The organism is Neisseria subflava (assembly GCF_005221305.1).
GTDB classification, from domain to species: domain Bacteria; phylum Pseudomonadota; class Gammaproteobacteria; order Burkholderiales; family Neisseriaceae; genus Neisseria; species Neisseria subflava.
The window spans coordinates 1,699,301-1,718,830 of the sequence record NZ_CP039887.1; the positions used below are offsets into that span (position 1 = coordinate 1,699,301).

Below are 19,530 nucleotides of genomic sequence, written 5' to 3' on the forward strand. Positions count from 1 at the left end.
ATTCATCAATATTCTTGCACCCTTACCCCATCACCTATCGCCAAACCGATAGAACCGACAGGTATGTAAAAAGCCCCCGACATCAGTCGGGGGCTTCGGAATGGGTGTTTGGCGGTGACCTACTTTCACATGGAAGAACCACACTATCATCGGCGCTGAGTCGTTTCACGGTCCTGTTCGGGATGGGAAGGCGTGGGACCAACTCGCTATGGCCGCCAAACTTAAACTGTTACAAATCGGTAAAGCCTTAATCAATTATTTGGTGATGACTGAATCAGTCAGTAAGCTTTTATCTTTTGAAGTTCTTCAAATGATAGAGTCAAGCCTCACGAGCAATTAGTATGGGTTAGCTTCACGCGTTACCGCGCTTCCACACCCCACCTATCAACGTCCTGGTCTCGAACGACTCTTTAGTGTGGTTAAACCACAAGGGAAGTCTCATCTTCAGGCGAGTTTCGCGCTTAGATGCTTTCAGCGCTTATCTCTTCCGAACTTAGCTACCCGGCTATGCAACTGGCGTTACAACCGGTACACCAGAGGTTCGTCCACTCCGGTCCTCTCGTACTAGGAGCAGCCCCCGTCAAACTTCCAACGCCCACTGCAGATAGGGACCAAACTGTCTCACGACGTTTTAAACCCAGCTCACGTACCACTTTAAATGGCGAACAGCCATACCCTTGGGACCGACTACAGCCCCAGGATGTGATGAGCCGACATCGAGGTGCCAAACTCCGCCGTCGATATGAACTCTTGGGCGGAATCAGCCTGTTATCCCCGGAGTACCTTTTATCCGTTGAGCGATGGCCCTTCCATACAGAACCACCGGATCACTATGTCCTGCTTTCGCACCTGCTCGACTTGTCGGTCTCGCAGTTAAGCTACCTTTTGCCATTGCACTATCAGTCCGATTTCCGACCGGACCTAGGTAACCTTCGAACTCCTCCGTTACTCTTTGGGAGGAGACCGCCCCAGTCAAACTGCCTACCATGCACGGTCCCCGACCCGGATTACGGGTCTGGGTTAGAACCTCAAAGACACCAGGGTGGTATTTCAAGGACGGCTCCACAGAGACTGGCGTCTCTGCTTCAAAGCCTCCCACCTATCCTACACAAGTGACTTCAAAGTCCAATGCAAAGCTACAGTAAAGGTTCACGGGGTCTTTCCGTCTAGCAGCGGGTAGATTGCATCTTCACAACCACTTCAACTTCGCTGAGTCTCAGGAGGAGACAGTGTGGCCATCGTTACGCCATTCGTGCGGGTCGGAACTTACCCGACAAGGAATTTCGCTACCTTAGGACCGTTATAGTTACGGCCGCCGTTTACTGGGGCTTCGATCCGATGCTTGCACATCTTCAATTAACCTTCCAGCACCGGGCAGGCGTCACACCCTATACGTCCACTTTCGTGTTAGCAGAGTGCTGTGTTTTTAATAAACAGTCGCAGCCACCTATTCTCTGCGACCCTCCAGGGCTTACGGAGCAAGTCCTTAACCTTAGAGGGCATACCTTCTCCCGAAGTTACGGTATCAATTTGCCGAGTTCCTTCTCCTGAGTTCTCTCAAGCGCCTTAGAATTCTCATCCTGCCCACCTGTGTCGGTTTGCGGTACGGTTCGATTCAAACTGAAGCTTAGTGGCTTTTCCTGGAAGCGTGGTATCGGTTACTTCATGTCCGTAGACACTCGTCATCACTTCTCGGTGTTAAGAAGACCCGGATTTGCCTAAGTCTTCCACCTACCGGCTTAAACAAGCTATTCCAACAGCTTGCTAACCTAACCTTCTCCGTCCCCACATCGCATTTGAATCAAGTACAGGAATATTAACCTGTTTCCCATCGACTACGCATTTCTGCCTCGCCTTAGGGGCCGACTCACCCTACGCCGATGAACGTTGCGTAGGAAACCTTGGGCTTTCGGCGAGCGGGCTTTTCACCCGCTTTATCGCTACTCATGTCAACATTCGCACTTCTGATACCTCCAGCACACTTTACAATGCACCTTCATCGGCCTACAGAACGCTCCCCTACCATGCCAGTAAACTGGCATCCGCAGCTTCGGTTATAGATTTGAGCCCCGTTACATCTTCCGCGCAGGACGACTCGACCAGTGAGCTATTACGCTTTCTTTAAATGATGGCTGCTTCTAAGCCAACATCCTGGCTGTCTGGGCCTTCCCACTTCGTTTACCACTTAATCTATCATTTGGGACCTTAGCTGGCGGTCTGGGTTGTTTCCCTCTTGACAACGGACGTTAGCACCCGCTGTCTGTCTCCCGAGGAACCACTTGATGGTATTCTTAGTTTGCCATGGGTTGGTAAGTTGCAATAACCCCCTAGCCATAACAGTGCTTTACCCCCATCAGTGTCTTGCTCGAGGCACTACCTAAATAGTTTTCGGGGAGAACCAGCTATCTCCGAGTTTGTTTAGCCTTTCACCCCTATCCACAGCTCATCCCCGCATTTTGCAACATGCGTGGGTTCGGTCCTCCAGTACCTGTTACGGCACCTTCAACCTGGCCATGGATAGATCACTCGGTTTCGGGTCTACACCCAGCAACTGTTCGCCCTATTAAGACTCGGTTTCCCTACGCCTCCCCTATTCGGTTAAGCTCGCTACTGAATGTAAGTCGTTGACCCATTATACAAAAGGTACGCAGTCACACCACAAGGGTGCTCCCACTGTTTGTATGCATCAGGTTTCAGGTTCTATTTCACTCCCCTCCCGGGGTTCTTTTCGCCTTTCCCTCACGGTACTGGTTCACTATCGGTCGATGATGAGTATTTAGCCTTGGAGGATGGTCCCCCCATATTCAGACAGGATTTCACGTGTCCCGCCCTACTTTTCGTACGCTTAGTACCACTATTGAGATTTCGAATACGGGACTATCACCCACTATGGTCAAGCTTCCCAGCTTGTTCTTCTATCTCGACAGTTATCACGTACAGGCTCCTCCGCGTTCGCTCGCCACTACTTGCGGAATCTCGGTTGATTTCTTTTCCTCCGGGTACTTAGATGGTTCAGTTCTCCGGGTTCGCTTCGCTTATCCTATGTATTCAGATAAGGATACCTCCTAAGAGGTGGGTTTCCCCATTCGGACATCGCGGGATCATAGCTTTATTGCCAGCTCCCCCGCGCTTTTCGCAGGCTTACACGTCCTTCGTCGCCTATCATCGCCAAGGCATCCACCTGATGCACTTATTCACTTGACTCTATCATTTCAAGAACCTCTTTGACTTCGTTTACCTACCCGTTGACTAGGGAAGCAAACTTGAAATTCCTACTTTGATAAAGCTTACTGCTTTGTTGTGTCTTAATCCTGCCTTTTGTGTTTCAGGATTAAGTCGATACAATCATCACCCAAATACTGTGTTTGTTTTCTTTTCTCTTGCGAGAGATTTTTTATCCTTTGCAAAGAACAAAAAATCAAAACAAACTCATTGTCTTTGTTTGTTGATTTCGGCTTTCCAATTTGTTAAAGATCGATGCGTCGATATTTCACTTCGCAAATCAAAATAAGCTGCTAAGTATAGCAGGCTTCCTTTGATTTGTAAAGTTCTTGGTGGAGGCAAACGGGATCGAACCGATGACCCCCTGCTTGCAAAGCAGGTGCTCTACCAACTGAGCTATGCCCCCGTTCTTGGTGGGTCTGGGAGGACTTGAACCTCCGACCCCACGCTTATCAAGCGTGTGCTCTAACCAGCTGAGCTACAAACCCGGATTCTCTTCTTAAGCGAATCTTGTCTTCACTCAAGCTTTTCTCTTCCGCATCTTTTACAGTTTACCGATAAGTGTGAATGCATCAGACCTCCTCTTTCTCTAGAAAGGAGGTGATCCAGCCGCAGGTTCCCCTACGGCTACCTTGTTACGACTTCACCCCAGTCATGAAGCATACCGTGGTAAGCGGGCTCCTTGCGGTTACCCTACCTACTTCTGGTATCCCCCACTCCCATGGTGTGACGGGCGGTGTGTACAAGACCCGGGAACGTATTCACCGCAGTATGCTGACCTGCGATTACTAGCGATTCCGACTTCATGCACTCGAGTTGCAGAGTGCAATCCGGACTACGATCGGTTTTGTGAGATTGGCTCCACCTCGCGGCTTGGCTACCCTCTGTACCGACCATTGTATGACGTGTGAAGCCCTGGTCATAAGGGCCATGAGGACTTGACGTCATCCCCACCTTCCTCCGGCTTGTCACCGGCAGTCTCATTAGAGTGCCCAACTAAATGATGGCAACTAATGACAAGGGTTGCGCTCGTTGCGGGACTTAACCCAACATCTCACGACACGAGCTGACGACAGCCATGCAGCACCTGTGTTACGGCTCCCGAAGGCACTCCTCCGTCTCTGGAGGATTCCGTACATGTCAAGACCAGGTAAGGTTCTTCGCGTTGCATCGAATTAATCCACATCATCCACCGCTTGTGCGGGTCCCCGTCAATTCCTTTGAGTTTTAATCTTGCGACCGTACTCCCCAGGCGGTCAATTTCACGCGTTAGCTACGCTACTAAGCAATCAAGTTGCCCAACAGCTAATTGACATCGTTTAGGGCGTGGACTACCAGGGTATCTAATCCTGTTTGCTACCCACGCTTTCGAGCATGAACGTCAGTGTTATCCCAGGAGGCTGCCTTCGCCATCGGTATTCCTCCACATCTCTACGCATTTCACTGCTACACGTGGAATTCTACCTCCCTCTGACACACTCTAGTCACCCAGTTCAGAACGCAGTTCCCAGGTTGAGCCCGGGGATTTCACATCCTGCTTAAGTAACCGTCTGCGCTCGCTTTACGCCCAGTAATTCCGATTAACGCTCGCACCCTACGTATTACCGCGGCTGCTGGCACGTAGTTAGCCGGTGCTTATTCTTCAGGTACCGTCATCAGACAGGGGTATTAACCCTATCCTTTTCTTCCCTGACAAAAGTCCTTTACAACCCGAAGGCCTTCTTCAGACACGCGGCATGGCTGGATCAGGCTTGCGCCCATTGTCCAAAATTCCCCACTGCTGCCTCCCGTAGGAGTCTGGGCCGTGTCTCAGTCCCAGTGTGGCGGATCATCCTCTCAGACCCGCTACTGATCGTCGCCTTGGTAGGCCTTTACCCCACCAACTAGCTAATCAGATATCGGCCGCTCGAATAACGCAAGGCCCGAAGGTCCCCTGCTTTCCTCCTCAGAGAATATGCGGTATTAGCTAATCTTTCGATTAGTTATCCCCCATTACTCGGTACGTTCCGATATATTACTCACCCGTTCGCCACTCGCCACCCAAGAAGCAAGCTTCTCTGTGCTGCCGTCCGACTTGCATGTGTAAAGCATGCCGCCAGCGTTCAATCTGAGCCAGGATCAAACTCTTATGTTCAATCTCTAACTTATAACTTCTGGTCTGCTTCAAAGAAACCGACAGGACAATGTCTAAAACATCATCTTGTCTGTCTTTCAAACAGTGTGAGGCCTAATGCACTCACACTTATCGGTAATCTGTTTTTTAAAGAGCAAATCGAATTATACAGTACATTTAGCAAATGTCAATTAAAATTATCGAAAATTTCAACCAGCTGTGTTATACTGTCTGCTTCGTTTTCTTCACCGCGTCAGCAGCGAAGAACCGAACTATACGCCTCCCAACAAAACCAGTCAACACCTTTCGCAAAATTATTTTCAGAAAATTAATCACAGACATGTTTTAAAAGGGTTTTTATTTTATAAAAAACTCCAACAAACTTTCTACACTCTCCATTCATACAAAAAATACAAACAAAGGCCGTCTGAAAGAGTATTTCAGACGGCCTGTTTACATGATTTCTATTTATCCAATACGTTGAAGGACAATTTCTAGGACAAATTTACTGCCTACATAGGCAAAAATCAGACTGACAAATCCGACAATAGTCCAAACGGCGGCTTTTTTGCCGCGCCATGCGGTCATGCTGTGTTTCAACAATAATGCGCCATAAATCAGCCAAGACATAATACTGAAGATGGTTTTATGCGTGAAGGTCATCGGCTTGCCGAAAATGGTTTCTGCAAAAAACGTACCGCTGATAACGGAATAGGTCAATAAAACGAATCCTGCCCACATACCTTGGAACATCAGTTTTTCCAAACTCAATAATGGCGGTAAGAAGCTGACCAATGCAGAAAAACGGCGTTTGTGCAGATTGCGGTCGAGCAAAAGGATTAGGATGGCAAATAAGGTAACGATGCCAAATAATCCGTATGCGAGCAATGATGATGCGATGTGCGACAGCGGCAATAAGTCTACGATTTGACGGCCTGAAAAATCACCCGGGAAAAGGAAACCCAACAATAAGGTCAATGCGGCACAGGGATACAATAAGAGTTGCACCCCACGCAGACAGTAAAAGAAGCTGCCCAGGCAGTACATCATCAACATCAGCCAAACTATCAGACTGAGTGAATAACCAAAACCGGTAATCAATACCCTATCTTGCAATACCGGGAACATCAATGCTGCTCCATGTACCAATAATGCGCCACTCAAAATCAGCAGCTCGGTTTTCAGCGGGTAAGACTTATTATTGTGCTTTTTATGTTGCAACCAGGAAAATGCGCCCAATCCGGCATACACCAGCATAAGGCAGATTAAGACAATCGGCATAAATATCTTTCTCAATAGATGTGTGAACACTTGACGGACAGCCGGCAGGGTTTCAGACGGCCTTGGTGTGCGTGTTTGTGTTCTTGAAGCATAACTTCGGACTATCGTGTAAAATAATCCGAATTTTATTTTAACAAAGAATGCCCTGTATTGGGCAGCTATTCTCATTATCAAGGATAAGTATGTTAGACAACCTGACCAACCGCTTCAGCAAGGTACTTAAAAATATTCGCGGCCAATCAACGCTGACCGAAGACAATATTAAAGAGGCCTTGCGCGAGGTTCGTCTTGCCCTGCTGGAAGCCGACGTTGCATTGCCCGTCGTTAAAGAATTCGTCAACACAGTCAAAGAACAGGCCCTTGGCCAAGAAGTCGTCGGCAGCCTGACGCCCGACCAAGCCTTTATTGGTGTGGTCAACCAAGCCTTAGTCGAATTGATGGGCAAGGAAAACAAAACATTGGATTTATCGGTTTCACCTCCTGCCATCGTTTTGATGGCCGGTTTGCAGGGTGCCGGTAAGACAACAACCGTCGGCAAACTCGCCCGCCTGCTGAAAAACGATCAGAAGAAAAAAGTCTTGGTAGTATCTGCCGACGTTTACCGCCCTGCCGCGATTGAACAGCTGCGCCTGTTGGCCGAACAGGTCGGCGTGGACTTTTTCCCATCCGATACCAACCAAAAACCGGTTGAGATTGCAACTGCCGCCGTCGATTACGCCAAAAAACATTTTTACGATGTCTTGATGGTCGATACCGCCGGCCGTTTGGCAATCGATGAAGAGATGATGAACGAAATCAAAGCGCTTCATGCGGCGGTCAACCCGGTTGAAACTTTGTTCGTTATTGATGCCATGCTGGGTCAGGATGCGGTAAATACCGCTCAGGCATTTAATGAAGCCCTACCGCTGACCGGTGTCGTATTGACCAAGATGGACGGCGACTCGCGCGGCGGTGCGGCATTGTCCGTACGCCATGTGACCGGCAAACCAATTAAATTTATCGGTGTCGGCGAAAAAATCAACGGCCTCGAACCTTTCCACCCCGACCGTCTTGCCAGCCGTATCCTCGGCATGGGCGACGTATTGACCCTGATTGAAGACGTTCAAAAAGGTATTGATGAAGAAGCCGCCGCCAAAATGGCGAAAAAGCTGCAAAAAGGCAAAGGCTTCGACCTCAACGACTTTAAAGAACAAATCCAGCAGATGCGCAATATGGGCGGCTTGGAAAACCTGATGTCGAAAATGCCGGGCGAACTGGGCCAAATCTCGAAACAAATCCCCGAAGGCACGGCTGAAAAAGCGATGGGCAAAGTGGAAGCCATCATCAACTCAATGACTCCAAAAGAACGCGCCAACCCTGCCCTGCTCAAAGCCAGCCGCAAACGCCGTATTGCAATGGGTGCGGGCACAACCGTGCAGGAAGTGAATAAATTGCTCAAACAGTTTGAACAAATGCAACAAATGATGAAGATGTTCAGCGGCAACGGTTTGGGCAAACTGATGCGTTTGGCCAAAGGCATGAAGGGAATGAAAGGCATGTTCCCAGGTTTGTAAGCTAATTTGACAGAAAACGCCGTCTGAAATTTCAGACGGCGTTTTGTTTTGTATTCAAATTTAAAACCATGAGGCTTTAGCAACCATCTATTCTATAACGTCTAATATGAAAGGCCGTCTGAAATATCTTATTTTCAGACGACCTTTGCTCATTCAGCCTTCAACTTATTGCGGCTTTTTCTGCTCTTCGCGTACTTTGTCCACCAACTGGTCAATCGTGGTCATGCCGGACTGCCAGTCTTTAAATTCGACTTGGTATTTGCTGCCGACGATAACGGTCGGTGTGCCGCTGATTTGGAATTTATTGGTCAACTCTTCCATTTGAGCCGCACGCGCTTGACTTTCGGGCGCTTCAAATGCAGCCAATACTTTTTTGCCGTCAAATGCAGTTTGCTCGGACAACCATTTTTTCAGGGTATCGGTATCGGCTAGATTGATTTTTTGATTAACCATCGCATCGAAAATATGGCTGTTCGCTTTATCTGATTCGCCGGCTATTTCCACTGCGGCGGCCAAACGAGCCAAAGGTTTCATTTCGTCACCCCAAATCACATGCTCGCGACGCAGGTAGGTATCGTCTTTGAACGTTTTGGTGTGTTCGCTCAAAACCGGCTCCAAATGGGCGCAATGCGGGCAGAAGTAGCCGAAAAATTCCAATACTTCGACTTTGCCGGCCTGTTGTTGTGGAATAGGCGTAGACAATACAGTGTAGTTCACGCCTTCGGTCAATGGAGCTGGCGCTGCCGGAGCAGATGCGCTGCTTTGGGCGCTGTCTGCCGGAACGCTGGTTTCAGCCTGTTTGCCGCAAGCGGCCAATGCCAACAGGGTCAATGAAGTCAAAGCTAAGGTTTTCAGTCTCATAGGTATCTCTTTACATTCAAATCAATGTGCGGATTTTATGGCATTTTGTTGAAGGCGTGTTCAATTTGAGTGAAAAAATGTGTTTAGTTTTATTTCAGCCTTTATAAAGGCCGTCTGAAATATGGCTTGGATAATTAGCCTTATTTTCAGACGGCCTTTGCCTGATTTCATCAGAAACGGTAATTTACCCGAGCAGTATAGCCACGCGGATTACCCGGCATAGAGTCCGAACGCCAATATTTTTGATTGAGCAGATTGGCTGCGGCAAAGGTAACGTTAACATTTTTATGGTTCCAGCCGAGCATGGCATCAACTCGGGCAAAGCCTGGAAGCGTGGTGACTTCTTTGTTTCTTGAATCGTAGTCGTAGCGTTTGCCCGTACCGGTTACGCCGATTTCGCCGTAGAGGTTTTCGGTCGGCGTGTAACGGAAGAACAGGTTGCCGGTAACGTTGCTGGTGTTGTCCAAATGGATGCCCACGCGGTCGGGATTTTCTTTGTCTTCAACGACTTTCGCCTGCATCACGCCCAACGAGCCGCGCAGGTAGAGTTTTTTGGGGATGATTTGTCCGATGGCGGACAACTCCACGCCGCGCGAACGGTGTTTGCCGCCGACTGCCCAAGTGTAGGGATCATTTTGCGCGTCGGGACGGTAGCGGATATTGAAGCGTTCGATTTGGTAGGCGGACAATGTGGTGCTGAGTCGGTCGTCCAGCCAACTGCTTTTGACACCGGTTTCGTATTGGCGGGTGTATTCGGGGTTGGCGTTGAACACGGCGGAAGACGAAGTGTCGATGCTCAAATAGCCGCCGCGTCCGCCATAAGGCGCGAAGCCTTTGTTATACGAGGCGTAGAGCGTGTGGGCGGGTGTTACGTTCCACACTGCGCCGATGTTGGGGCTGAACGAGTGGCCGCTGTATTGGCGGCTGCTGCCGGTGAGTTTGTTTTCGGAATTAAAGGTGTATTTGTCGTAACGGCCGCCGAGGACGAATTTCAAATCGGGCGTGGCGGAGAAGATGTTTTGCACGAAAATACCGTAGGAGTCGGCTTTGTGGCGGTTTTGGGTGAGGACGGGCTGCAATCTGCCCGAAGCCGGCCAGCTTGCGCGATCGTAGGGGTCGATGGAGGCAGAGAAGGCGCGGCTGTAACCCAATGTCGGGTTGCGGTGTTCGCGGCTGTAGTCCATGCCTACGGTCAGGTGGTTTTCAAAACGGCCGATGTTGTAGTCGCCGTTGAGTGTGAAGTTGGACGACAGGGTTTTGTTGTCGGTCTGCTGCCAGGCGTAATTGCGCTTGATTAGGCTGCCGTTTTCGCTGCCTGCATAGAAATGGTCGAAATCCTGCGCCGCCGTGCGGTGGGCGAGCTGCCATTGGGCGCGCCATTTGTCGTTGAAGGCGTATTCAAGGTCGGAACGCCAAACTTGCAGCTTGTCTTTGACAAAATCGTTCGGGTGGGCGAAACCCATGCGGTAAGGCAGTCCGAAGCGGTCGTACACGGACTTGGTCGGGCTGCGGTCGGGTGTGCGCTCCACATTGTCGTAGGTGTATTGCCCCGTCCATTTCAAGCCGTTGTCGAGTTTGACGGTAATGCTGGGCGAAACCATGACGTTTTTGCTGTCTATGCCGCTGCGGAACGAATTGGCGCGCCCGACTTCGCCGGTGAGGCGGATGGCGACGTTTTTGTTCAGCACTTCGTTGATGTCCATATTCAGGCTGCGGTTTGCCCACGAGCCGTAAACCGCACCGATGTTGCGGCTTTGTTGAAGTTGGCGTATTTGCTGACCATATTGATGACGCCGCCGCCGTTGGTGCGACCGTACAGGACAGAAGACGGGCCTTTCAGGATTTCCACGCGCTCGATGTTGGCGGTGCTGCGGCGGACCTGTCCGCTTTCGCGCACGCCGTCGCGGTAAATATCGGAGGCGTCGGCTTGAAAACCGCGCAGGAAAATGCTTTCGCCGCGCATATCGTAAGCCGCGTCAATACCGGCGTTGCCTTCGAGGATGGAACTCAAATCGTTCGTGCCGTAGTTTTTGTTTTTCTGGATGTTGAGCGTATCGACGGTTTGCGGCGTTTCTTTGATGAGCTGGCCGTTGCGGGTAACGGCGGCTTCGTCGTAGTTGATGTAGCCTTTGAGTACGCTGGTATCGGACTGTCCGACCACAGAAACAGTGGGCAAAGTAGCGGTGTAATGTTCACCATTGTCCTGCGTATCGGCGGCAGCAACAGGGAAGGAAGCGATAATCAGCGTGGGTAATAAAGCCAAATGAAATGGTATTTGCATTTTTATACTCAATTTAACGAAACAACCGAATTATATTGCTTCAAAAAAGAAATGAGAATAGTTTATTTTAATTATATTTAACATGATATTTGTAAACAAAGGCCGTCTGAAACACATATCAGTTTCAGACGGCCTCTCTTCTTGATAGACACTTCTAAACTATTTACTTAACAGCATTTCCTGCATCAGCTTCACACCCCATTGCCAGCCGCCGAGTGCGCCGTTTAACTGGCCGGAATGCGGTGATTGAAGCAAGCGTGCATGCCAGCGGTCGGCCTGTTCTTGCGCCCAATCGCGTGGCGTGCCGTTTGTTTCGGCGATAACCAGCGCTGTACGGCAAGGGCAGCGGACACGCGGGAACGTATGGATTTCGTCCTCGGGAAAAGCTTCTGGACGCGGCGAGACCAAAATAATATTGGTCAGGCGTTTTTGCGTCAGGATGTCGGCTTGATACAACCATGCTAAAAATGCGGACACGCCGGCACCATGAGCCACGACGGCAATATTGCTGCTGACGATATGCTCGAAGGCCGTCTGAATGGCGTGTTGCCATTCGGAAATGGTTTGCCGACTATCGGCTTCGGCAGTGTGGACAATCGGATAGCTAACCGTCCAACGGTCTATCCACATTTCCGCTTCATCCGCATCGCGTATCAGAAACAGTGCCATTTCTTCGAGTTCGAAGCTCTGCATTTCAGACGGCCTATTTGAGCAAGTCGTTGAGTGTAAATGCAATCAGCAATGCGGCAGGCACGCTGAGGATGGCACAAGTCGCCAGACAAAGTACGATGTTGGCAATCAGTCGCCAACCCTTCCAAGCAAAGCATTTGGCAGCAATCAGCAGGCAAGGCAGGGAAAACAGCAGCCATACCAACGCCCAAGTCGGATTTGCCTTGGTCGGTGTAACCAAGCCGGACATCCGCGCCAGCATAAACACCGCCCACACCAGCATAGGCAGCACAAATGCTGCCACGACCCACGCCGCGCCTACGCCGGTTTTGCCGTTTACATTCCAGTCATATTTACCCAAAACCTTATTCGGCAACATAGTCATACTCCACAACTAAAGGGGCGTGATCCGAGAATTTTTCGTCTTTATAAACATGTGCGGAAACGGCTTTGGCGGCCAACTCCGGCGTAACCATCTGATAATCGATACGCCACCCAACATCTTTCGCATACGCTTGTCCGCGGTTGCTCCACCAGGTATAGCCCGGCACATCGGGATAAAGTGTGCGCCACATATCCGTCCAGCCGAGCGTATGGATGACTTTGCCTATCCATTCGCGCTCTTCCGGCAGGAAGCCTGAGTTTTTCTGGTTGCCTTTCCAGTTTTTCAGGTCGATGTTTTGGTGGGCAATGTTCCAGTCTCCGCAGACGACGATGTCGCGTCCTTCGTTTTTCATGGCTTCGAGCATGGGATAGAACGCGTCCAGAAAGCGGTATTTCACTTGTTGGCGCTCTTCCGCGCTGCTGCCGCTGGGCAGATACAGCGAAATTACCGACAACTTGCCGAAATCGCAACGGACAAAACGGCCTTCCCTGTCAAATTCCTCAATGCCCATGCCGATTTGCACATTGTCGGGTTTGCGTTTGCTGTACACCGCCACGCCGCTGTAACCGCGCTTTTCGGCACAATGCCAGTAGCCGTGCATACCGTGCGGATTTTTCATATCGTCTGACAGGTCGGCCTCTTGAGCTTTCAGTTCCTGCACGCAGACGATGTCGGCACCGGAGGCGGCGATGTATTCATAAAAACCTTTTTTATAGGCGGAGCGGATGCCGTTGACGTTGGCAGAGATGATTTTCAACATAAGATTTGCGTGATTTTTAAAAACGGATAATAGGATTGAGGTTTTCAGACGGCCTGCAAGTCATAAACAAATACTTTGGAATTGCGACCATTGGCATTGTATTCATGTCGGCGTTCGGCAGGCAGGTCATCGGCTGAGGCCGTCTGAAAGCCCCGTTCGACAAACCATTCGCCCGTGTGCGTGGATAAGGCGAAAAGCGTTTTGATATTTAAGGCACGCGCTTTTTGAAACAGATGTTCCAACAGCAATTCGCCGTATCCGCCATCGCGTGCTTCGGGCGACACCACCAGACAGGCCAATTCGCCGCAGTCCGGTTCGGAAAAGGTTTTCAACGCCACACAGCCGTAAATGTTTTGATCATGTTCCAATACAGAAAAACTGGAAATATGGTTTTCCAAATACTCGCGGCTGCGGTGTAACAAGATGCCTTGTTCCGCCAGCGGACGGATTAAGGCAATGATGTGCGGAATGTCGTCGCTGCGTGCCTGACGGATGGAAACAAACGGCTCGCGCGCAATAGATGTACCGCTACCCTCGCGGGTAAACAGCTCGCGCAACAGGCTGCCGTCTTCACGGCCGTTGAGAATCTGCACCCGCGATACGCCGTTTTCCAACGCGCCTACCGCCGCATGCAATAAATCGGCCGGCGCATCCGGATTGTCGTGTATCAATTCCTGCACTTCGCCGACAGACAAAGTATTGGCCAACGAGCCGTCGGCACGGCGGATACCGGCTTCTTCGGTTAAGAAAACCAGCTTCTCCGCCTGCAAAGCCATTGCCACTTCCTGAGCGGTTTCGCACATACTCAGATTGAAGGTTTTGCCACTGTACGAATGTCCCAAGGGACTGATAAGCACCACCGCGCCGCCATCCAAACGCAAACGGATTTCTTCCGCGTCAATTTTGCGGACGGTACCGGTATAGCCCATGTCCACACCATCGATAACGCCCAACGGCCGGGCGGTAATAAAGTTGCCACACGCGATAACCGGCGGCTTGCTCCGTTGCGGTGCAGATACGCTGCTGAACAAGGCTGCTTCCACATCGCTGCGGATAATCCCCGCCACCTGCTTCACTTCCATCAAAGTCGCTTCATCGGTAATCCGGCGGCTGCCGCTGTATTTCGGAACAAAATTCCGACCCGAAGCCAATTTGTCGAGCAAATGCCGCGAACCGTGTACCAAGACCAAACGCAAGCCCAAGCTGGCCAACAGGTTCAAATCTGCGGCCAAACGAATCAAGGTTTCGCCTTCCAACAGGCTGTCGGTCACGCCGACTACCATGGTTTTACCGCGCAAATACTGGATATAGGGCGCGGCCTCACGAAAGCTGGCGACAAAATGGGCGATGGCACTCATAGCAGGGCAAGATAAAAGAGTTGCATAATCAAAACCGTCAGCGCAATCAGCGATGCCAAAGTCCAGTTGAAACCGCCCTTGCGCGTTTTGACCGCCGCCTGCTCTTCTGCCTTAGGCTCTTCCTTGAGCGCGCTGTTGAGCAAATCGGAAATTTCTTTGCGCGAGAGTTTGGAATGTTTGAGGATTTGCGCACCGATATTATGCACGAGGCGCACATCCGTTACCGCCACAGGCAGATGGGCCGGATCGGCCGGCAAGTTGCCCGACAGATAATCCTTGGCCTTAAACATCCCCGAACAACGCGTGCAGACCACGAAACCCTGCGCCACGTTCAACTGGGCATCTTTCACCCAATGCGGTGTTTTACAATGAGGACAAGAACAAGCAGGCATGAGTATTTTCCGTAAGTGTATTGAATCAAAAATATATTTTAGCCAATGTTTCAGGCCGTCTGAAAAATGTTTCAGACGACCTGAGCATGATGTTATGGTTTAAACCGCGCCGTAACGTTCGCGATAGGCTTTGACCGGCTCGAAGAAGCCGCCAAATTCGGCATTGTTTTGCAAAAGCGTAAACAAGTCGTTCAAGTTGGCAATCGAAACCACCGGCAGGCCGTATTGTTTTTCGACTTCCTGCACCGCTGACAATTCGCCCGTGCCTTTTTCCATACGGTCGAGCGCAATAGCCACTGCGGCAGGCGTTGCGCCTTCGGCCTCAATCAGTTTGACCGACTCGCGCACGGATGTACCGGCGGAAATCACATCATCGATAATCAGCACGCGGCCTTTCAAAGGCGCGCCCACTAACACACCGCCTTCGCCGTGGTCTTTGGCTTCTTTGCGATTGTAGGCAAACGGTACGTTTACGCCTTTTTCCGCCAACATCATCGCTGTTGCCGCCGCCAAAATAATGCCTTTATAGGCTGGGCCGAACAGCATATCGAACTTCACGCCGCTGGCAATAATGGCCTCGGCGTAAAACTTCGCCAGTTGCAAAGTCGATGCGCCGTCATTAAACAAACCGGCATTGAAAAAATAAGGCGACTGACGGCCGGCCTTAGTCGTAAATTCGCCGAATTTCAATACGTTTTGTGCCAAAGCGAATTTGAGGAAGTCTTGACGGAAATCGGACATTTGGGTTCTCCCGAAAGATGTTGATTTATCAAAGAAACGATTATAAAGGATTCATGCGGAAAAATCAGGCCGTCTGAAAACAGGTTCAACCCCGCTTTAAACCGACTTGCCCTATTCCCTTTCAAACCGACAAGGCGGCATTGCCGTCTTATCCCTGCAACAAAACGGATTATTCCCGATGATACGGATGATTGTGCAAAATCGAAACGGCGCGATAAAGCTGCTCGGTCAATAAAACGCGCACCATGCCGTGCGGCAAGGTCAGGCTGGAAAGGCGCATCATCATGTTTGCCTGCTGTTTCAAACGGTCGGTCATGCCGTCTGCACCGCCGATAATAAAGCAGACGTGTTCGCCGTTTTGCTGCCAGCCTTTCAAATGTTGTGCCAATTCAACCGAAGTCGGCGCTTTGCCGCGCTCGTCCAATACCACCAAAAACGCGCCCTGCGGTATGGCTTCCAACAGGCGTTTTTCTTCAGCCGCCATACCCTGAGCCGCATTCACACCCGCGCCGCGTTTTTCGGGCTTGATTTCTTTCAGCGCATAATTAACATCGCGCCCGAAGCGTTTGGCATACTCGCCGACGGCTTCATCCACCCAACGCGGCATTTTCGTGCCGACAGCCAAGACGGTGATATTCATGGAGTATCCTTTTGTTATCGAATTGTCGGTTGGGGATTATGGTCAAGCAAGTTCTTAACCTTTTCAAACCATGAGCCAATACCCACCTCAACCGACTGAAAATAAAAGGCCGTCTGAAAGCCGAATGTATCCCGTTCGGCTGTTTCAGACGGCCTTTCAATGATTAGCAGTGAACCAGTGTACCTTCGTTTTCGCCGGTTACCACGCGTTTGAGCGAGCCTTCTTTAGCAATGCCGAATACCACGATATTGAGCTTGCGTTCTCGGCAGAGAGCGAAAGCGGTGGCATCCATCACTTTGAGGTTTTTCAACAAGGCTTCGTCAAAAGTAATGGTTTCGTAGCGTGTTGCAGATGGATCTTTTTTCGGATCTGCGGTGTACACGCCGTCAACGTTGGTGGCTTTGAGCATCACGTCGCAGTTCATTTCCGCACCACGCAATGCGGCGGCAGTATCGGTCGTGAAGAACGGGTTACCGGTACCGGCGGCAAAAATCACGACTTTGCCTTCTTCCAAATATTGAATGGCTTTAGGACGGGCGTAAGTTTCAGCGATTTGCTGCATAGACAGTGCGGATTGTACGCGCGCTTTGATGCCCAAAGTTTCAAATGCGTCTTTAAGTGCCAACGCGTTCATTACAGTTGCCATCATGCCCATGTAGTCGGCAGTGGCGCGGTCCATGCTGCCTGCTTGTGCAGATACGCCGCGGAAAATGTTACCGCCGCCGACAACGATACCGACTTGCACGCCCATTTTAACGACTTCGGCAATTTCGCCGACAGTTTGAACGATGGTATCGTGATTGATGCCGAACGGATCGGAACCCATCAGGGATTCACCGGAGAGTTTCAGTAATACGCGTTTGTATTTGATTTGCTGTGTCATGGGATACCTTGCTTTCTTGAATGTCGTCGGTCGGAGTTTGGGCCGTCTGAATTTTCAAACGGTCGGATTACAATGATATGGCGTGTTGTTCTATTATTGTTTTGGTTTTCAGACAGCCTGAATATTCGGCCGTCTTAAAATAGGTACCGTAAACGGTTTTCTCAAAAAAAAGCACCCTGATTCGTTTGGAATCCAGGTGCTTTCTTTTTCATCTCAGCCTTACACTTTAGCAGCAGCGGCAACTTCGGCTGCGTAGTCGACAACGGCTTTTTCGATACCGTCGCCTACTTTGTAACGTACGAAGCTGACAACTTCGGTGCCGTTTTCTTTAGCGAATTGGGCAACAGTTTGGTCAGGGTTCATTACGAATGCTTGGCCGTTCAGAGTGATTTCTGCCAAGAATTTGCGGATACGGCCTTCAACCATTTTAGCGGCGATGTCGGCAGGTTTGCCGGAAGCGATGGCTTGCTCAGTGTAGATGTGGCGTTCTTTTTCGATGGTTTCGGCATCTACTTCGGCTTCGGTTACGCATTGCGGTTTGGCGGCAACGATGTGCATACCGATTTTACGCGCTACGTCTTCAGAGCCTTTGAACTCAACCAATACGCCTTCGGTAGCCAATGCGCCGTGGATGTAGGCAACCAGTTGGTTGGCTGTGTCGATCACTTGGAAGCGGCGGACAGACATGTTCTCGCCCAATTTAGCGATGATGGCTTTGCGTTCTGCTTCGACCAGTTCGCTCAGTTCTTCAACGGTAGCCGGTTTCTTCTCGGCAGCAGTTTTCGCAACGAAGTTGGCGAATTCTACGAAGCCTGCGTCTTTGGCAACGAAGTCGGTTTCGCAGTTTACTTCAACCAATGCGCCGACATTGCCGTTGATGGCGTAAGCCAATACGCCTTCGGCAGCGGTACGGCCGGCCAGTTTGCCGGCTTTCGCACCAGATTTAATACGCAGGATTTCTTCGGCTTTGTCGAAGTTGCCTTCAGCTTCAACCAAGGCTTTTTTGCATTCCATCATGCCCAGGCCGGTAGCGGCGCGCAGGTCGGCAACCATTTTTGCAGTAATTTCTGCCATTTTGAATCTCCTAGATTTTGGGGAAACACGGGGTATCCGTGTTTGGGAATGGGGTCGTCTGAAAAGGTTTCAGAACGGGATTTGAGAAAAGGGGCATAACGCCCCTCTTCGGTTTGCCGGATTACTCGGCAGCAGCTTCTTGGGCAGCGGCTACGGTTTCTTGCAGCGCTTGGTTTTTGCCTTCCAAAACTGCGTCGGCGATGCCGCGGCAGTACAGGCGGATAGCTTTGGCGGAGTCATCGTTACCGGGGATAACGTATTTCACGCCGTCAGGGCTGTTGTTGGTATCGACTACGGCGATAACAGGGATGCCCAGTTTTTCAGCCTCAACCAGAGTACCTTTTTGGTAGCCGGTATCGATAACGAAAATCGCGTCAGGCAGGCCTTTCATGTTTTTGATACCGCCCAAAGAACGTTCCAGTTTTTCAACGTCGCGTTGCATTTCCAGAATTTCTTTTTTGTTGAAACCGCCTTCAGCAGCGTTTTCCAGGGCAGCAGTTTTTTCTTCCAGGCGTTTGATGGATTGCTTAACGGTTTTGTAGTTAGTCAGCATACCACCCAACCAGCGGTAATCAACGAAAGGCATACCGGCACGGGTAGCTTCTTCGCGGATGATGTCGCGGGCTTGGCGTTTGGTACCTACGAACAATACTGTACCTTTGTTGGCAACCAGACGACGTACGGCTTCTTGCGCCTCTTGGAACATCGGCAGGGTTTTTTCCAAGTTTACGATATGGATTTTGTTGCGCGCACCGAAAATGTATTGAGCCATTTTCGGGTTCCAGAAACGGGTTTGGTGACCGAAGTGAACACCGGCTTCAATCATCTGACGCATAGTAATTTGAGACATTTTATTTCCTTGAAAGGGTTAAGAGCACACATTCAATCGCATAGAACTTGATAGGCTGCGCCTATTGTCAAGCACCCTTCGGCGAAAGTGGGCATAAGTTTTAAAAAATAAAAGAGTGTTTCCGAAATGGAAAACTTATGGATTATAGCGGATAAGAGGCCGTCTGAAAAGGGATTTTATACCTTTCCATCCTGTTTTTCATCCGCCTCTACCGCCTTTTGGCGGGCTGCTTCAAACTCCGTCTGTTCCTGCCGTTTCATCAGGCGGTTGCGGCGGCGGATGGTCACGACGAAGACCGTGAACACAGTGGGCAACACTGCCCAAAAAAACAAATAAATCAACGCGCGCGCAATGCTGGGCTGCGCGGCGGAAAACATCACGGCGACAAAAAGATAGCCGATGACGATAATGTGCCACATCGTGTGCGTCCTGTTTGAATGTTAACAAAATCGTTATAATCGCAACAT

The 19,530-nt window shown here is 50.3% G+C and carries 14 protein-coding genes, 2 tRNA genes, 3 rRNA genes and 1 pseudogene; 1 reads left to right on the forward strand and 19 read right to left on the reverse strand.

What is annotated here, in order from left to right; all coding sequences use genetic code 11:
* Positions 1-106 precede the first annotated feature (106 nt).
* The 6 genes from rrf to FAH66_RS08280 form a co-directional block, all read right to left on the reverse strand.
* Positions 107-220: ribosomal RNA gene (gene rrf / locus FAH66_RS08255) — 5S ribosomal RNA — on the reverse strand.
* Positions 221-315: 95 nt separating this feature from the next.
* A 23S ribosomal RNA gene (locus FAH66_RS08260) occupies positions 316-3,204 on the reverse strand.
* Between the two features lie 348 nt (positions 3,205-3,552).
* A tRNA-Ala gene (locus FAH66_RS08265) sits at positions 3,553-3,628 on the reverse strand.
* A 5-nt stretch (positions 3,629-3,633) separates the two neighbouring features.
* A tRNA-Ile gene (locus FAH66_RS08270) sits at positions 3,634-3,710 on the reverse strand.
* A gap of 105 nt (positions 3,711-3,815) precedes the next feature.
* Positions 3,816-5,356, reverse strand: a 16S ribosomal RNA gene (locus FAH66_RS08275).
* Together the 16S, 23S and 5S rRNA genes with 2 tRNA genes alongside form the textbook arrangement of a ribosomal RNA operon.
* Positions 5,357-5,803: 447 nt before the next feature.
* Entirely contained in the window at positions 5,804-6,616 is an 813-nt protein-coding gene (locus FAH66_RS08280; RefSeq protein WP_070461213.1) for a cytochrome C assembly family protein, read from the reverse strand.
* Positions 6,617-6,798: 182 nt separating this feature from the next.
* Between FAH66_RS08280 and ffh the strand changes: the two genes are divergently transcribed.
* Positions 6,799-8,169 (forward strand): signal recognition particle protein, encoded by a 1,371-nt coding sequence (ffh, locus tag FAH66_RS08285; protein WP_003684000.1) that lies wholly within the window; start codon positions 6,799-6,801, stop codon positions 8,167-8,169.
* A 165-nt stretch (positions 8,170-8,334) separates the two neighbouring features.
* On the opposite strand, the gene FAH66_RS08290 is transcribed toward ffh, so the two are convergent.
* The 13 genes and pseudogenes from FAH66_RS08290 to FAH66_RS08360 all read right to left on the reverse strand — a co-directional run bounded on the left by FAH66_RS08290 (position 8,335) and on the right by FAH66_RS08360 (position 19,482).
* Positions 8,335-9,030: a thiol:disulfide interchange protein DsbA/DsbL gene (locus FAH66_RS08290; RefSeq protein ID WP_137041287.1), complete on the reverse strand. Its 696-nt coding sequence runs from the start codon at positions 9,028-9,030 to the stop codon at positions 8,335-8,337.
* Positions 9,031-9,200: 170 nt separating this feature from the next.
* A pseudogene (locus FAH66_RS08295) lies at positions 9,201-11,311 on the reverse strand (TonB-dependent receptor).
* Between the two features lie 159 nt (positions 11,312-11,470).
* Positions 11,471-12,004 carry an alpha/beta hydrolase gene (locus tag FAH66_RS08300; RefSeq protein ID WP_137041288.1) on the reverse strand — a complete coding sequence of 178 codons (534 nt, stop codon included), beginning with the start codon at positions 12,002-12,004 and terminating at the stop codon, positions 11,471-11,473.
* A 10-nt stretch (positions 12,005-12,014) separates the two neighbouring features.
* Positions 12,015-12,359: a hypothetical protein gene (locus FAH66_RS08305; RefSeq protein WP_070748538.1), complete on the reverse strand. Its 345-nt coding sequence runs from the start codon at positions 12,357-12,359 to the stop codon at positions 12,015-12,017.
* Positions 12,346-13,125 (reverse strand): exodeoxyribonuclease III, encoded by a 780-nt coding sequence (locus FAH66_RS08310; RefSeq protein ID WP_137041289.1) that lies wholly within the window; start codon positions 13,123-13,125, stop codon positions 12,346-12,348. The genes FAH66_RS08305 and FAH66_RS08310 overlap by 14 nt, the downstream gene beginning before the upstream one ends.
* Positions 13,126-13,169: 44 nt before the next feature.
* Positions 13,170-14,483 carry an amino-acid N-acetyltransferase gene (gene argA / locus FAH66_RS08315; RefSeq protein WP_137041290.1) on the reverse strand — a complete coding sequence of 438 codons (1,314 nt, stop codon included), beginning with the start codon at positions 14,481-14,483 and terminating at the stop codon, positions 13,170-13,172.
* Complete coding sequence (locus FAH66_RS08320) at positions 14,480-14,875, reverse strand: MJ0042-type zinc finger domain-containing protein (RefSeq protein WP_137041291.1); 396 nt, start codon at positions 14,873-14,875, stop codon at positions 14,480-14,482. The genes argA and FAH66_RS08320 overlap by 4 nt, the downstream gene beginning before the upstream one ends.
* Positions 14,876-14,974: 99 nt before the next feature.
* Positions 14,975-15,616 carry an orotate phosphoribosyltransferase gene (pyrE, locus tag FAH66_RS08325; protein WP_003682682.1) on the reverse strand — a complete coding sequence of 214 codons (642 nt, stop codon included), beginning with the start codon at positions 15,614-15,616 and terminating at the stop codon, positions 14,975-14,977.
* Between the two features lie 169 nt (positions 15,617-15,785).
* Positions 15,786-16,256, reverse strand: coding sequence for a 23S rRNA (pseudouridine(1915)-N(3))-methyltransferase RlmH (gene rlmH / locus FAH66_RS08330; RefSeq protein WP_003682681.1), 471 nt, complete (start codon positions 16,254-16,256; stop codon positions 15,786-15,788).
* Positions 16,257-16,419: 163 nt separating this feature from the next.
* Positions 16,420-17,139, reverse strand: a complete 720-nt coding sequence (gene pyrH / locus FAH66_RS08335) for a UMP kinase (RefSeq protein ID WP_002243681.1) — start codon at positions 17,137-17,139, stop codon at positions 16,420-16,422.
* A 219-nt stretch (positions 17,140-17,358) separates the two neighbouring features.
* Positions 17,359-18,213, reverse strand: coding sequence for a translation elongation factor Ts (tsf, locus tag FAH66_RS08345; RefSeq protein ID WP_137041292.1), 855 nt, complete (start codon positions 18,211-18,213; stop codon positions 17,359-17,361).
* 121 nt (positions 18,214-18,334) lie between these two features.
* Complete coding sequence (rpsB, locus tag FAH66_RS08355; RefSeq protein ID WP_002230071.1) at positions 18,335-19,063, reverse strand: 30S ribosomal protein S2; 729 nt, start codon at positions 19,061-19,063, stop codon at positions 18,335-18,337.
* A gap of 176 nt (positions 19,064-19,239) precedes the next feature.
* Entirely contained in the window at positions 19,240-19,482 is a 243-nt protein-coding gene (locus tag FAH66_RS08360) for a hypothetical protein (protein ID WP_137041293.1), read from the reverse strand.
* Positions 19,483-19,530 lie beyond the last annotated feature (48 nt).

Bases quoted from the DNA above. Each gene is read 5' to 3' on its own strand.
- FAH66_RS08280 (WP_070461213.1), bottom strand. From the start codon at position 6,616: ATGCCGATTGTCTTAATCTGCCTTATGCTGGTGTATGCCGGATTGGGC.
- ffh (WP_003684000.1), top strand. From the start codon at position 6,799: ATGTTAGACAACCTGACCAACCGCTTCAGCAAGGTACTTAAAAATATT.
- FAH66_RS08290 (WP_137041287.1), bottom strand. From the start codon at position 9,030: ATGAGACTGAAAACCTTAGCTTTGACTTCATTGACCCTGTTGGCATTG.
- FAH66_RS08300 (WP_137041288.1), bottom strand. From the start codon at position 12,004: ATGCAGAGCTTCGAACTCGAAGAAATGGCACTGTTTCTGATACGCGAT.
- FAH66_RS08305 (WP_070748538.1), bottom strand. From the start codon at position 12,359: ATGTTGCCGAATAAGGTTTTGGGTAAATATGACTGGAATGTAAACGGC.
- FAH66_RS08310 (WP_137041289.1), bottom strand. From the start codon at position 13,125: ATGTTGAAAATCATCTCTGCCAACGTCAACGGCATCCGCTCCGCCTAT.
- argA (WP_137041290.1), bottom strand. From the start codon at position 14,483: ATGAGTGCCATCGCCCATTTTGTCGCCAGCTTTCGTGAGGCCGCGCCC.
- FAH66_RS08320 (WP_137041291.1), bottom strand. From the start codon at position 14,875: ATGCCTGCTTGTTCTTGTCCTCATTGTAAAACACCGCATTGGGTGAAA.
- pyrE (WP_003682682.1), bottom strand. From the start codon at position 15,616: ATGTCCGATTTCCGTCAAGACTTCCTCAAATTCGCTTTGGCACAAAAC.
- rlmH (WP_003682681.1), bottom strand. From the start codon at position 16,256: ATGAATATCACCGTCTTGGCTGTCGGCACGAAAATGCCGCGTTGGGTG.
- pyrH (WP_002243681.1), bottom strand. From the start codon at position 17,139: ATGACACAGCAAATCAAATACAAACGCGTATTACTGAAACTCTCCGGT.
- tsf (WP_137041292.1), bottom strand. From the start codon at position 18,213: ATGGCAGAAATTACTGCAAAAATGGTTGCCGACCTGCGCGCCGCTACC.
- rpsB (WP_002230071.1), bottom strand. From the start codon at position 19,063: ATGTCTCAAATTACTATGCGTCAGATGATTGAAGCCGGTGTTCACTTC.
- FAH66_RS08360 (WP_137041293.1), bottom strand. From the start codon at position 19,482: ATGTGGCACATTATCGTCATCGGCTATCTTTTTGTCGCCGTGATGTTT.